The following is a 13,604-nucleotide window of genomic DNA, read 5'->3' on the forward strand; positions in this document are numbered from 1 at the left end:
TATGCTGAAGAAAAGAATCATACCATGTCTCGACATCAAAGATGGACGAACGGTAAAAGGTGTTAATTTCGTGGGCTTACGCGATGCGGGAGATCCAGTGGAATTAGCAAAAAAATATGTAGAAGAAGGTGCTGATGAATTAGTCTTTTTGGATATCACAGCGACTTTAGAAAAACGTAAAACCTTAGCTGAAATGGTTGAAAAAATTGCTTCAGCGATTAATATTCCGTTTACAGTTGGTGGCGGAATTAATTCTGTGGAAGATGCTTCGGCGGTCATCAAAGCTGGTGCAGATAAAGTTTCCGTTAATTCTTCGGCTGTCAAAAATCCTCAATTAATTGCAGATTTAGCAGCTCGATTTGGATCGCAATGTGTAGTCGTTGCAGTAGATACTCGCGATGTAAATGGAACACAAAAAGTTTTCGTAAGCGGTGGAAAAATTGAAACCGAATGGGAAACGTTAGATTGGGTCAAAAAAGTAGAAGAATTAGGCGCTGGCGAGATTCTGTTAACGTCTATGGATGGCGATGGAACAAAAGCTGGTTTCAAAATTGATATTACAAAAGCGGTTGCTGATGCTGTAAATCTTCCAGTAATTGCTTCTGGTGGAGCAGGAAAAATGGAGCATTTTACAGAAGTTTTTACCCAAACAAATGCAAGTGGTGGATTGGCTGCAAGTATTTTTCACTTTGGTGAAATTCCAATTCCAACACTTAAAAGTTATTTAAAAGAACAAAATATTCCGATACGATGAACATCGATTTCAATAAAAGTAACGACGGATTAGTTCCCGTTATTATTCAAAATTATCTTAACAACAAGGTTCTGATGTTAGGTTACATGAACGAAGAAGCTTTTAACAAAACCCAAGAAATTAGAAAAGTGACCTTTTATTCTCGTTCAAAAAATAGATTATGGACAAAAGGTGAAGAATCAGGCAACTTTTTGGAAGTAAAATCTATCGCAGTTGATTGCGACAACGATACAGTTTTAATCAAAGCAAAACCTTTTGGACCAACTTGTCATACGGGTTCTACGACTTGTTTTAAAGAAGAAACAAATCATGGATTTGTATATGAATTGGAACAAACCATTAACGATAGAATTGATTTAGACAATGATCCAGATTCGTATACCAATAAATTATTCAAAAGAGGAATCAATAAAGTTGCACAAAAAGTAGGTGAAGAAGCAGTTGAATTGGTGATTGAATCCAAAGACAACAACGATGATTTATTTATTAATGAAGCGGCGGATTTGTTGTATCACTATTTAATTTTATTGAAAGCCAAAGGTTTCAAATTGGAAGATGTTGAAAACGTTTTGAAATCGAGAGAAAATGGTCCAAGACGAGCTGAATAAAGTAGTTTAGAAATATAAAAGATTGCAGATTAACAATCTTTTTTGTTTTCAAAAAACTGATGTTTAGCAGAATTAGCCAAATTTATTTGATTTAATTAGAATTAATATAAATAAAAATAATACTTTTGAAATCAAATTAAAATTAGTCTAAATAATTATTACAATATATTCTATTCATATGAAAAAATTATTCATTTCTGCTGCTATCCTTGTCGCTTCATTTATTCAAGCTCAGACGAACACGTTGATGGACGCTGGTTTTTGGAAAAATAATCCAACAATAGAAACTGTAAAAACTGAAATTTCGAAAGGAAATAGTCCTTCTTTTCAAAATGGAGGCTTCTTTGATCCTGTTGTGATAGCGATTAATAACAAAGCAGATTTTAATGTGACTAAATTTTTAATTGAACAAGAAGGAAATTCTGTTGATAAAAAAACGCATCACTCAAGAATTTATCTTCAATGGGCTGCTGCTGCGGGGAATTTAGAATTAGTAAATTATTTATTAGCCAAAGGTTCTGATGTTCATTACAAAGATAGCCATGGTTACGATGTGATTACATATGCAGCAAGTGCTGGAAATCAGAATATCGCAGTTTACGATGCGTTGATTAAAGCTGGTGCCAATCCAAAAGTTAAAGGAGAAGATGGTTCAAACTTAATCATGCAAGCGATTGCGAATGATGATGATTTAAAAGTTACAGAATATTTTATTTCAAAAGGTTTATCATTAAGTGATAAAGACGCTAATGGACGTACTGTAGCAGATTATGCTGCAAAATTAGGAAACTTATCAATCATAGATAAATTAATCGCGAAAGGAATTAAACCTACTGATCAAGCTTTATTTTTTGCCACACAAGGTTCGAGAACAAAAGAAAATGGCGTAGAAGTTTTCCAAGAATTAATTACAAAATATAAATTAAATCCGAAAGCGTTAAATCCAGACGGACAAACATTATTACACGCTTTATCTCGCAAAGGAAACTCAGAAACAATCAACTTTATCTTATCAAAAGGTGTTGATGCTAAAATTGCTGATAAAGAAGGAAACACTGCATTAATGGTTGCTGCTGGAGGAAAAAATACAGATTTAATCAATACATTTTTATCAAAAGCAAACAATGTAAATGCGGTTAATAAAAATGGTGAGTCAGCTTTAACAAAAGCTGTTGCTTCTGGAACATCTCAAATCGTTTCTTTATTGTTAGAAAAAGGCGCTAAAGCTGATATTGTAGATAAAGATGGAAATAATTTGGCTTATTATTGGTTCAATTCTTTCAAACCAAATGATGAATCATTCGCAGAAAAACAAGCTTTATTAACAAATGCAAAAGTTGATTTTAAAGCTACTCAAAGTAAAGGTGCAACTTTGTTACACATTGCTGTTGATAAAGGAAATGTAAATTTGGTGAAAAAAGCGATTGAATTAGGTGTGAATCTTAATACACAAGATGAAGACGGAAATACAGCTTTACACAAAGCAGCTTTGATTGCGAAAGATGATGCAACCTTAAAAACTTTGGTTGCTGCTGGAGCGAAAAAAGATATTAAAACAGAATTTGACGAAACAGCTTATGATTTGGCTGGAGAAAACGAATTCTTAAAGAAAAATAATGTGTCTATTGACTTTTTAAAATAATGAAGGAGATGAAATTTAACTTAATCAAAAAATTAGTTGGATTAGTTGTAATCTTAATGGCAACTGCCACTTTTGCACAAACAACAAAATACAAAACAATGATTCAGATGAATAATTACACGGGAAAAGAAGCCTATGTAGTGATTTCATTAATCAATCCAAAAGGACAATACGAAAAAACTTTAGGTGTTTTGGGAACAGATAACGAGTGGTATAACACGTTAAAAGAATGGCACAAATTCAATAGTAAAAAGAAAGAAAAATTAAACGGAATCACAGGTGCTTCAGTTGCTGGAGGAGCGAGAGCGACACGTGTCATCGAGTTTGATACTGCAAAATTGAATAAAGGATACAAATTACGTTTTGAATCTGCTGTAGAAACTCAAAAATACGTCGCAAAAGATGCTGAAGTTGCATTAAATTCTTCGGATTTAGACAACAAAGCAGGTATCAAAGGTTCAGTTTATATTAAAGCCGTACGTTTTATAAAAGTTCAATAAAATGACATTATCTATTTGGAGATATGCGCATTTGAGTCTTGCAATTTTATCTTCAGCATTTTTAGTTATTCTATCTATCACAGGAGTAATTTTGGCTGTTGATGCAATAAACGAAAAATCGCCCGCATACAAAGTAGAAAATTTCGATAACATAACACTCGCGCAAGTTTTACCAACTTTGCGCGAGCATTATTTTGAAATAATAGAAGTAAAAGTTGATCACAATGATTTTGTGACAATTGATGCGATGGACGAAGATGGAAATTCGATCAAATCTTACATTGATCCTACAACAGGAAAAAAGATTGGTGAGATTGTTCCAAAAAGTGATTTCATCAATTGGGTCACAGCCTTGCACCGTTCATTATTTCTAAAAGAAACAGGACGAGCAATTGTTGGTGTCGTATCTTTTTTATTGATGTTAATTTCAATAAGTGGATTAATCTTAATCGTAAAACGTCAACAAGGAATTCTAAATTTCTTTATAAAAGTTAACAAAGACTCCTTTTCACAATATTTTCATGTTGTAACTGGACGTTGGTTATTAATTCCAGTTTTAATCATTGCATTAACAGGAACATTGATTTTCTTAGCGCGATTAGAACCTTTAGTTGGTCAACCAAAAGAAATTGAGCATCAAGTCAAAGAAAATTTACAACCAAAAGATTTAAAAGACATTGAATTCTTCAAAAACACAAAATTAAGTAGTGTTGAAAAGATTGAATTTCCTTTTATTCCAGATGATGAAGCAGAACCATTTATCGTTCATTTAAGAAAAAAATCGGTTTCGGTTAATCAAGTAAATGGAGCGATTATTTCAGAATCGTTGAATCCTTATTCAGCAATTGTAGAAAAATTCAATATCGATTTACATACAGGTCGCACCAATGTTATTTGGGCAGCGATTTTAGGAATTGCTTCGCTTAACATTTTATTCTTTATTTGGTCAGGATTTGTAATTACGTTCAAACGTACAAAAACGAAAATTGGCAAAAATAAATATAAAGCCAACGAAGCTGAAATTATCCTTTTAGTTGGTTCAGAAAATGGTGCAACTGTTGGATTTGCTTCAAAAATTCAAGAGCAATTTTTAGCAAACGGAAAAAAATCATTCATTGCTCAGATGAATCAATATGAAATTTATCCAAAAGCAAAACAACTCATCATTTTTACCTCAACTTATGGAATTGGTGATGCGCCTGCGAATGCTAAGAAATTTGAACAATTAATCACACAATTTCCACAAAACCAATCCATCGAATTTTCTGTTGTAGGATTTGGATCAAGAGCATATTCAGATTATTGTGGCTATGCAGTTAAAGTTGACAAATGGTTGAATGATCAAAAATGGGCTACTCAATTATTGGATTTGAAAACAGTAAATGATAAATCGCCGGAAGAATTCACAAATTGGGTCATTGCATACAAAGAAACGACAGATATTCCGTTAGCAACAACGCCTGCGATGTATGTTGGAAAAGCACCAGAACTGAAAAATGTTAAGGTTATTTCTACCACTAAAATCACACAAGAAGATGCTACATTTAAAGTTATTTTAGATGTAAAAGAGAAATTCAAATCTGGAGATTTATTAGCAATTTATCCCGAAAGTGATCACAAAGAACGCTTATATTCGGTTGGAAAAGTAGATAATAAATTACAGTTAATTGTAAAATTGCATGAGTTTGGATTAGGTTCTCAATATTTATATAATTTGGTTCAAAATTCTACGATTAAAGCTCGAATTGTAAAAAATAAAGCCTTTAGATTTCCAAAAGCTTCAAAAGTTGTGATGATTGCAAACGGAACAGGAATTGCACCTTTTCTTGGGATGATTGATGAGAATTCAAAAAATATTGAAACGCATTTATACTGTGGTTTCAGACATGATAATGAAACAACAAAATCTTATCAAGAATTTGCTACGAAACAAATTTTTACGAATCATTTGAGTCAATTTCACATTGCATTTTCTCGTGAAGAAAATAAACAGTATGTGATGGATTTAGTCAATCGTGATGCTAAATTCTTTGCTGAAACATTACAAAATGGTGGAATTCTTATGATTTGTGGTGCTCTCACAATGCAACATGATGTAGAGAAAGTTTTGGAACAAATCTGTCAAGAACATTTGAATAAATCATTCGAAGAATTCAAAACAAATGGGCAATTTTTGACGGATTGTTACTAGAAAAATAATTTTGATGCAATCCTAAAACAAGTTCAGAATAACCTAATACCTGTCATACCGAGCTTGTCGAGGTATCTTTAAGCTTTATACTTTTCGATAAACTCAGAATAACAAATGAATAAACCAAAATGAAATTCATTCTAAAAAATATATTCACTTTTATACTATTGTATGTTCTAACTCCGATGAATGCTCAAACGGTTGGAGTTAGAGATACAATTTTAATGGGAAGTAAATTCAAAATTACATTGGTTGATTCCGATTCTATTTCCGTTGAAAAAAACATCAATAAAGCAATTGATGAAATGATTAGAATTGAGAATTTGATTTCTGACTGGAAACCAACTTCGCAAGTTTCTCTTGTCAATCAAAATGCAGGAATAAAGGCGATAAAAGTAGATCGAGAAGTTTTTGACTTAACAAAGCGTGCGATTTATTTTTCGCAACTAACCGATGGTGCTTTTGACATTAGCTTTGCGGCAATGGACAAAATATGGAAATTTGATGGTTCAATGGAAAAGATTCCAACTCAGGAAGAGATTTCAAAAGCCATCGAAAAAATCGGTTATCAAAACATTATTTTAGATGAAGAAAATTCAACAATATTCTTAAAAAAAGCTGGAATGAAAATCGGTTTTGGTTCAACAGGAAAAGGTTATGCAGCACAAAAAGCACGAACTTTCATGCAAGACTTAGGAATACAAGCGGGTATAATTGATGCTTCTGGTGATATGACAACTTGGGGAAATCAACCAAATGGAGAACCTTGGAAAATTGGAATTACAAATCCATTTAATCGACATAAAATGTTGGATATTCTCTCAATGAAAAATGCTGCTGTTACGACTTCTGGTGATTACGAAAAATTTATTTTGATTGATGAAGTTCGCTATTCACACATTATTAATCCCAAAACTGGTTATCCTTCAACAGGATTAACAGGGGTTACAGTTATTGGGACGGATGCTGAAATGTGTAATGGTTTTAGCACTTCTATCATGGTTTTAGGAAAAGAAAAAGGATTGAATTTTATCAATCAACAAAAAGATTACGCTGCTCTTTTGATTACAGATAAAGGAAAAATTATTCGTTCAAAAAACTACAAGAAGATTAAACGAAAACTTGAGAAATAACACTTAAAAATGGTGATTTAGATATGCAGTTTCAACGTAAAAATGCTCCTTACAAAGAAGTTTCTGAATCAATTTTATTTATCCAAAACAGCACTTTCGCAATATCAATAATTTAGCTTAAATTATTTAAGTGTATAATAACCATTATATTTAGTAAAAGGTGTTTTTTATAGAAAAAATAGACTCAGTTCTGTAATTTTTGTTATGCTTCATTTTAAATAAAAAGTCGAAATTGCACCTAAACAAAATACAAAAGCTATGAACGACAATAAAAAATCTCATTGGGAACATATATATGAAGTAAAAACTCCAGAAGAAGTGAGTTGAACACAAGAAAAACCAGAAACTTCTTTAAATTTTATTCATTCTTTTGGAGCTGATAAAACAGCTAAAATTATTGATATTGGTGGTGGAGATAGTAAGTTGGTCGATTTTTTATTGGAAGAAGGATATGAAAATATTTCTGTTTTGGATATTTCTGCAAATGCGTTGGAAAGAGCAAAAAAGCGTTTAGGAAATAATGCAGAAAAAGTAACTTGGATTGTTGCTGATATCACCGAATTTGAACCTACAGAACAATACGATATTTGGCACGATAGAGCAGTTTTTCATTTTTTAATAGAAGAAAATGACATCAAAAAGTACCAAAATTTGGTCTCGAAAGCTGTAAAAGGAAAAATGGTTATTGGAACTTTTTCGACAAATGGACCATTAAAATGTAGTGGTTTGGAAATAAAACAAAATGATGAAACGTCGTTAACCTCAACTTTTGAAGCTAATTTTGAGAAAATAGAATGTTTTACAATTGATCATAAAACGCCATTTGATACGATTCAGAACTTTATTTTTTGTAGTTTCAACAAAAAATAAAATGCGTTAGGGATAGTAGTGGAAATCCTTTTTTGTAGACGCGGTGTCTACAAAAAAGATTGTAACGAATAGCCCGCTCAAACGCTAAAAATATAAAAATCATCTCCTTAATTCAGGAGATGATTTTATATTTTTAAAGCTTTATTGTATTCGATATTTCCTTTTTTAATATCATTTAAAATCCATTTCAGTTCAGCATCCGTACGCTTAATTTTATCTTGCAAATTAGGTTGAATAACTTGGTTTGGATAAACACCATGCGCCTGTTCATCTCGCTTTTCAATAGGAGAAAGATAAACTGTACCAACCGAAATTTTGAGTTTGGAATTGGGCAACGTAAATTTTGGCATCAACCCAGCAACCGTTCCATTAAAATCTCCTCCCGTTTCTTCACCTACAAAAAATGCTCGATTTTTTAGTTGAAGATTAGCCGAAATCAACGCCGAAGCAGAGTAAGAACCACCATTTATAATGACATACAAATTGTGGTGATACACGAGCTCTTTATCTATTTTGACATGCGAAAAAGGCATGTGCAATTCGTATTCATTTTTAGCATTTTTTGACGTCGAAAAATAAGTATAACCCGATCCCAACCAAAGCAACGGATAGGAATAAACGGGAAAAAGATTGTACAACGACTTGCCAAAAGAGGTTTTGTTCGCGACGATTTTTTCACCTAAAAATGCCTTGGAATCATCGACCAAATAAGCGTATAAATAGTGCGAATCTTTTAGGTAACCACCACCATTGTTGCGAAGATCAAGAACTAAATTTTGAACTTTATGATTCTTGATATCCGTAAAAACCTCTTTATATAGTTCGCGTATTTTTCCTTTCCTGAAATCAGTTACTTTTAACACCGCAATCGTACTGTCGTTCGTAGGAAAAGTCAAATCTTTGGAATAGGTTTTGGAACTTTTAGAATAGCCGTATTTCTTTTGTTTTATCCTAACTTTTCGCTCAACTTCTTTCTGCTCTTTTGTAATTTTTGGTAGTTCTGAAATCTTATCATTTTTAGGTTTTGGATAGGTACGAAATGTTTTTTTTCGGATGATTGAATTCCCCATTTTAAAAGTTAATTCAACCGAATCTTTAATTCCATTTTCTAAAGTAAAATAATTGAGAAAAGTTCGGTTAAAGACATTATCCGAAAAAGTTTGATTTTCACCATCTCCATAAATACTTTTTTTATATTTATCGTATAAATACTTTGTAGAAACACTATCTATATAAAGCAAAACTGAACCTTGATTAATCGGATTGATTTTACTGTAATCTGTCACTAAAAAAACTGAATCATTTTGCCAAAAAAAACTATAATCACTAAAAGCAGATTTAGATTCTTTGTATTTTTTTTCCTTGCTCTTTTCTAATCGTTTATATATCGGATAAATATCTGTATGACCATGTTCTAAACTTTCGAAAATCGGAAAAAACTTGACATAAAAATCATTTGGTTTCAATGGTTTATCAATTGACTTTTTAAGACTATCAAATTTATAATCAATTTGTTCTTGAGAAGTATATAAATCTAATTTTGGATGATATCTTTTTAGTTTTTTATAAACAAAATCTACATCTTTTTTCAATTTATTCGCAGGAATCTCTTTATCAATATCTGCATTATATTTCTCGACAGAAGCACAACTGCATATCAATAAAAGTGACAAATAAATTAGAGTAAATTTTAGTTGCATTAAGGATAATTAAATGAATAATAAGTTACAATATTATTTCACTTCTTGATAAAATTCTTCGATAAAATTTTCCATATACTGATGACGTTTTAAAGCAATTTCTTTTGCTGTTTTGGTATTCATCAACTCTTTTAATTTAAATAATTTATCATAAAAATGTTGCACGCTAGAAGCGTCTTTCGAATTATCGTACGGATTATATAAAATACTACCTACACTTCCGCCATATGCAAAACAACGCGCAATACCAACCGCTCCAATTGCATCTAAACGATCAGCATCTTGCACAATTTCAGCCTCGATAGTTGTTGGTTTATTTCCTTTACTAAATGAAACTTGCGAGACTATTTCCAATACTTTCTGAATTGATTCTTCCTCTACATGAATTGATTCTAAAAATTTTCTAATTAATTCCTCCGATTTATCAACTCCATTATGCAATTTATAATCACCGATATCATGTGTCCAAGCTGCTAATTCAACCAAAAAAGAATCTGCATTTTCAGTTTCTAAAATCTTCTTCGCATTTGTCACCACACGTTCTATGTGAAAATAATCGTGTCCTGTTCCTTCATCTAAAAAAGTTTTTTTGATATAAGCTTGTGTCTGAATAAGTATTTCTTGTTTGTTCATTTTTTAATAATCTATTTCACGCTAAAATAAAAAACTTCAATAACAATGTTATTGAAGTTTTAAATTAATAGAAAAAATACTGTTCTATTGTTTTACAATTTTCTTAGAAACCGATTGTTTATCTGTTTTGATATTAATAATATAAACACCTGTCGGTAAATTTGAAATATTAATTTGTTTCTTATCCGAAGACGAAACTTTTTTTCCGGTCATATCAAAAATATCTACAACTGTTATTTTTTCAGTTGTCTGTACATTTACAATATCTTTTGCTAATGTTGGATAAACAGAAATCGATTTATCAACAGCTAACTCATCTGTATTAAGAGCTCCAGTTGTTCTACCTGTTATCAATACAGTAACATCCTGATTCTTTTTAACTCCTGCGTTATCTATTAAATTTCCTTTATTTGAAATAATAACTTTATATTTTGCTCCTTTTGTTGGAGTCTTTATAAGAACTTGTTCATAATTATCTACTGTATTATCTCCTTTGATTGCAGGACCAGTAACATTATTTAAATCTAATTTCCATGGAAAATAAGTAACATTTGTAGAACTTTCTACTACTCTTAAATCAAAATCATTAATCAATCTTGAAGACTGATTATAAAATAAATCATTTATATTTTTAAAATAAGCTGCTTCTGGGTCTATCCAGGAAATACTTGCTTTCAAAGGTGTTCCATCGGAAGTTATTTCATACACTATATCTGTACCTGAAACTTTTGATTTTCTTTCAAACAATTTTGTATCATCTAATAAAACCTCTGCTGCTTTTTTAGTATTTAATAATCCCCAACCAAAATAAATATCTGGTCCATCATTATCTCCAGCCTCATCAGCAGTATGTAAAAGTAGTGTTTTAGCTTCATCTCCAAAAAAAGTAAATGTAGAATTATTATTTACTAATCTTTGTAACTGAGTCAACATTCCCATTGCCCCCGTCACAATTGGTGCAGAAAAAGATGTACCACTTCCTATAATAAATACATTATTTTGTGTAGGATTTGATGAGTCATATGAAGGAGCAATCAAAGAATCTCCATAAGTAGAAATATCTGGTTTAATTGCTCCATCTTTACGAGGTCCAACACTTGAAAATGTTGCTCTATTATCTTTTGTTAATGTCGTAAATTTATAATCAGTAGTATTCGGTAATTTAACCGCTCCTACAACAATGATATTTTTAGCCAATGACCCCCAACCAATACAATATGCATCATTAATACAATTTTTTGAAGGTATTACTTCCGATGCAGTAAAAGGTGTCCAAATCCCATCTTTGTATTGGAATTTTGGATTAGTATCAGAGGCATCTGGTCCCGAACCATAATAATTACCTGCTGATTTAACAACAATATAATTTGGATTATTATAAACCGTCTTGTCAAAATCAGCATCAGAACTATAATAAGATCCACTCAAAGTAGCACTGGCGTCCTTAACTAAATCTTGATAATTTGTCATATTAAAATACCATCCAGGACCTAATTTATCTGTCTTAGAATAATAATTATCCCATCCTAAATTTACACCATAAGAATGATTAGATAAATTTTCTTTTGCATTTAAAAGCTTCTGTATATTGTTTCCATTTGTTGTTGTATTAAAACTGCTATTTTTTATTTTAGCTTTTGTTAATACTCCTTTAGCTGCATATTGTGGGTATCCATTAAATGAAGCTCTACCTTCGGCTGCAATAAAACCTGATACAGAAGTTGCATGATCAGATATTGCAGTTGCTCCATTTTCGGTATCAAATAATCTGCTTGAATTTCCATAATCAAGATCTCTAAACTCAATATGTGTTCCTAGCGCTGCCCCTCCGTCCATTACTAGTACACTAACATCTTTCCCATTCAAAACAAAACCATTAATACCTTCATTTTGTAACTCAGTAATACCCGCTCCTGTATTTGCTCTAATATCATCAGTTTGGTAAAAAAAAGGTGAATCTTCTATAAAACCTGCGAGATTAGAAATTCCTTTTGATTGATCTACAATTACAGATTTAGCATTCTTATTCTGTAGACTATTAAACTTCTGTTCATTCTTTAATTGCTGCTCTTCCAGTTTTTTATAAAAAATCGCATTATTATCCTGCGCAAAAGAAGCTGACAATCCAAATAATGTAAATAATAAAATAAATGTTTTCTTCATACTATGTTTATTTATGTAATTTTATTCACTAATTATTGAAGGAGTTATTGTTGAATCTCTTATAATTAGTGTATCATTAATTTTAATATGGTCATCATTAATAATCACCGAGTCTATATCATTTTTCTTATTAAGCTCAGTAGAATTGGTCTTACATGACAATAATAATGTAAGTATCATTAATGTTAAATATTTCATGAAATTGATTTATATAAAATTAGAATTAATATCTGAATACTAATTCTAATTCATATTATTATTTTTTTGTATATTTGCACCTCAAATTTGTAAAACGGGACGAGTTCCCAAAATAATTAGTTATACTATGGCTACAAGAATTAGATTACAAAGACATGGTCGTAAAGGAAAACCATTCTTTCACATCGTAGTTGCTGACTCAAGAGCAAAACGTGATGGTCGTTTCATCGAAAAATTAGGTACTTACAACCCAATTACTAACCCTGCAACTGTAGAATTAAATGTTGATTCTGCTGTAAAATGGTTACAAACTGGTGCTGAGCCAACTAATACTGCTAAAGCTTTATTATCTTACAAAGGTGCTTTTATGAAAAAACACTTATTAGGTGGTGTTGCTAAAGGTGCGTTTTCTCAAGAAGAAGCTGACAAACGTTTCGACGCTTGGTTAGAAGCTAAAGGTGAAAAAGTTCAAGCTAAAAAAGACGGTTTAACTTCAGGTGCTGCTGCTGCTAAAGCTGCTGCATTAGAAGCTGAAAAAGCTGTTAATGAAGCTCGTGTAAAAGCTGCTCAGGAAGCTGAAGCTGCTGCACAAGTTGAAGAAACTCCTGCTGAAGAAGCAGAAGGTACAACTGAAGAAGTTGCTACAGAAGAATAATTTTTAAGTTCAGAGACGTTCCAAATGACAAAAAATGATTGCTACTATTTAGGTAAAGTTACAAAGAGACATGGTTTCAAAGGTAATTTAATCATTCACTTGGATACAGACGAACCAGAATTATACGATACTTTGGAAGCAGTGTTCATCGAGCAAGATGGTACACTGGTTCCATTTTTTTTCGAAACTTCTCAGCCTTATCAAGGCACAAAATTATTAGTAAAATTTGAAGATGTTGAAGACGAAGATGTCGACAAATTAATCAATCGCGAACTTTATTTACCTCTAAAATCATTACCAGAACTTTCTGGAACAGATTTTTATTACCACGAAATTGTTGGTTTCACGATTTATGATCAAACAAATACAGAAGTTGGAACGATAAAATCTGTTAACGATTCTGCTGCACAAGCTTATTTTGAAGTAGATGCAAACGGAAAAGAAATCTTAATCCCGATGATTGATGAGTGGATCTTAGAAGTTAATCGTAACGAAAAAGCAATGCTTATCCAAATTCCAAACGGATTATTGGAAATTTATTTGGGGTAACTTATCCA

At 31.6% G+C, this 13,604-nt stretch carries 12 protein-coding genes; 9 read left to right on the forward strand and 3 right to left on the reverse strand.

From position 1 onward, the window contains the following. Position 1 precedes the first annotated feature (1 nt). The 7 genes from hisF to B3578_RS14145 all read left to right on the forward strand — a co-directional run bounded on the left by hisF (position 2) and on the right by B3578_RS14145 (position 7,698). Positions 2-754, forward strand: a complete 753-nt coding sequence (gene hisF, locus B3578_RS14115) for an imidazole glycerol phosphate synthase subunit HisF (protein WP_219033865.1) — start codon at positions 2-4, stop codon at positions 752-754. After that, the gene (hisIE, locus tag B3578_RS14120; RefSeq protein WP_219033866.1) at positions 751-1,362 is read left to right on the forward strand and encodes a bifunctional phosphoribosyl-AMP cyclohydrolase/phosphoribosyl-ATP diphosphatase HisIE; all 612 of its coding nucleotides are present in this window, start codon (positions 751-753) and stop codon (positions 1,360-1,362) included. The genes hisF and hisIE overlap by 4 nt, the downstream gene beginning before the upstream one ends. A gap of 178 nt (positions 1,363-1,540) precedes the next feature. Then, positions 1,541-3,004, forward strand: coding sequence for an ankyrin repeat domain-containing protein (locus tag B3578_RS14125; protein ID WP_286495326.1), 1,464 nt, complete (start codon positions 1,541-1,543; stop codon positions 3,002-3,004). 8 nt (positions 3,005-3,012) lie between these two features. Continuing rightward, the gene (locus B3578_RS14130) at positions 3,013-3,504 is read left to right on the forward strand and encodes a DUF2271 domain-containing protein (protein ID WP_125349871.1); all 492 of its coding nucleotides are present in this window, start codon (positions 3,013-3,015) and stop codon (positions 3,502-3,504) included. Between the two features lies 1 nt (position 3,505). Then, positions 3,506-5,695 carry a PepSY domain-containing protein gene (locus B3578_RS14135; RefSeq protein ID WP_286495328.1) on the forward strand — a complete coding sequence of 730 codons (2,190 nt, stop codon included), beginning with the start codon at positions 3,506-3,508 and terminating at the stop codon, positions 5,693-5,695. Between the two features lie 128 nt (positions 5,696-5,823). Next, positions 5,824-6,828 (forward strand): FAD:protein FMN transferase, encoded by a 1,005-nt coding sequence (locus B3578_RS14140; protein WP_219033868.1) that lies wholly within the window; start codon positions 5,824-5,826, stop codon positions 6,826-6,828. 360 nt (positions 6,829-7,188) lie between these two features. After that, positions 7,189-7,698 (forward strand): class I SAM-dependent methyltransferase, encoded by a 510-nt coding sequence (locus B3578_RS14145; RefSeq protein WP_312027047.1) that lies wholly within the window; start codon positions 7,189-7,191, stop codon positions 7,696-7,698. Between the two features lie 125 nt (positions 7,699-7,823). Here the strand turns inward: B3578_RS14145 and B3578_RS14150 are convergent, their stop codons facing one another. The 3 genes from B3578_RS14150 to B3578_RS14160 form a co-directional block, all read right to left on the reverse strand. Then, positions 7,824-9,398 (reverse strand): S41 family peptidase, encoded by a 1,575-nt coding sequence (locus tag B3578_RS14150; RefSeq protein ID WP_221854295.1) that lies wholly within the window; start codon positions 9,396-9,398, stop codon positions 7,824-7,826. Positions 9,399-9,431: 33 nt separating this feature from the next. Continuing rightward, positions 9,432-10,031: an HD domain-containing protein gene (locus tag B3578_RS14155; RefSeq protein ID WP_219033870.1), complete on the reverse strand. Its 600-nt coding sequence runs from the start codon at positions 10,029-10,031 to the stop codon at positions 9,432-9,434. A gap of 84 nt (positions 10,032-10,115) precedes the next feature. Next, entirely contained in the window at positions 10,116-12,194 is a 2,079-nt protein-coding gene (locus B3578_RS14160) for a S8/S53 family peptidase (RefSeq protein WP_286495331.1), read from the reverse strand. 325 nt (positions 12,195-12,519) lie between these two features. Here B3578_RS14160 and B3578_RS14165 point away from each other — a divergent pair, with 325 nt between their 5' ends. Together B3578_RS14165 and rimM are read left to right on the forward strand one after the other, a co-directional pair. After that, positions 12,520-13,047: a 30S ribosomal protein S16 gene (locus B3578_RS14165; RefSeq protein WP_180905332.1), complete on the forward strand. Its 528-nt coding sequence runs from the start codon at positions 12,520-12,522 to the stop codon at positions 13,045-13,047. A gap of 24 nt (positions 13,048-13,071) precedes the next feature. Beyond that, the gene (rimM, locus tag B3578_RS14170; RefSeq protein ID WP_280049017.1) at positions 13,072-13,596 is read left to right on the forward strand and encodes a ribosome maturation factor RimM; all 525 of its coding nucleotides are present in this window, start codon (positions 13,072-13,074) and stop codon (positions 13,594-13,596) included. The last annotated feature ends 8 nt before the right edge of the window (positions 13,597-13,604 follow it).

Source organism: Empedobacter sp. UBA1574 (assembly GCF_002322895.1).
Classification (GTDB): Bacteria; Bacteroidota; Bacteroidia; order Flavobacteriales; family Weeksellaceae; genus Empedobacter; species Empedobacter falsenii_B.

What these genes read in the sequence shown, in the direction of transcription:
- B3578_RS14140 (WP_219033868.1), top strand. Translation starts at nt 5,824, where the DNA reads ATGAAATTCATTCTAAAAAATATATTCACTTTTATACTATTGTATGTT.
- B3578_RS14130 (WP_125349871.1), top strand. Translation starts at nt 3,013, where the DNA reads ATGAAATTTAACTTAATCAAAAAATTAGTTGGATTAGTTGTAATCTTA.
- hisF (WP_219033865.1), top strand. Translation starts at nt 2, where the DNA reads ATGCTGAAGAAAAGAATCATACCATGTCTCGACATCAAAGATGGACGA.
- B3578_RS14125 (WP_286495326.1), top strand. Translation starts at nt 1,541, where the DNA reads ATGAAAAAATTATTCATTTCTGCTGCTATCCTTGTCGCTTCATTTATT.
- B3578_RS14165 (WP_180905332.1), top strand. Translation starts at nt 12,520, where the DNA reads ATGGCTACAAGAATTAGATTACAAAGACATGGTCGTAAAGGAAAACCA.
- B3578_RS14160 (WP_286495331.1), bottom strand. Translation starts at nt 12,194, where the DNA reads ATGAAGAAAACATTTATTTTATTATTTACATTATTTGGATTGTCAGCT.
- B3578_RS14155 (WP_219033870.1), bottom strand. Translation starts at nt 10,031, where the DNA reads ATGAACAAACAAGAAATACTTATTCAGACACAAGCTTATATCAAAAAA.
- B3578_RS14150 (WP_221854295.1), bottom strand. Translation starts at nt 9,398, where the DNA reads ATGCAACTAAAATTTACTCTAATTTATTTGTCACTTTTATTGATATGC.
- B3578_RS14135 (WP_286495328.1), top strand. Translation starts at nt 3,506, where the DNA reads ATGACATTATCTATTTGGAGATATGCGCATTTGAGTCTTGCAATTTTA.
- rimM (WP_280049017.1), top strand. Translation starts at nt 13,072, where the DNA reads ATGACAAAAAATGATTGCTACTATTTAGGTAAAGTTACAAAGAGACAT.
- hisIE (WP_219033866.1), top strand. Translation starts at nt 751, where the DNA reads ATGAACATCGATTTCAATAAAAGTAACGACGGATTAGTTCCCGTTATT.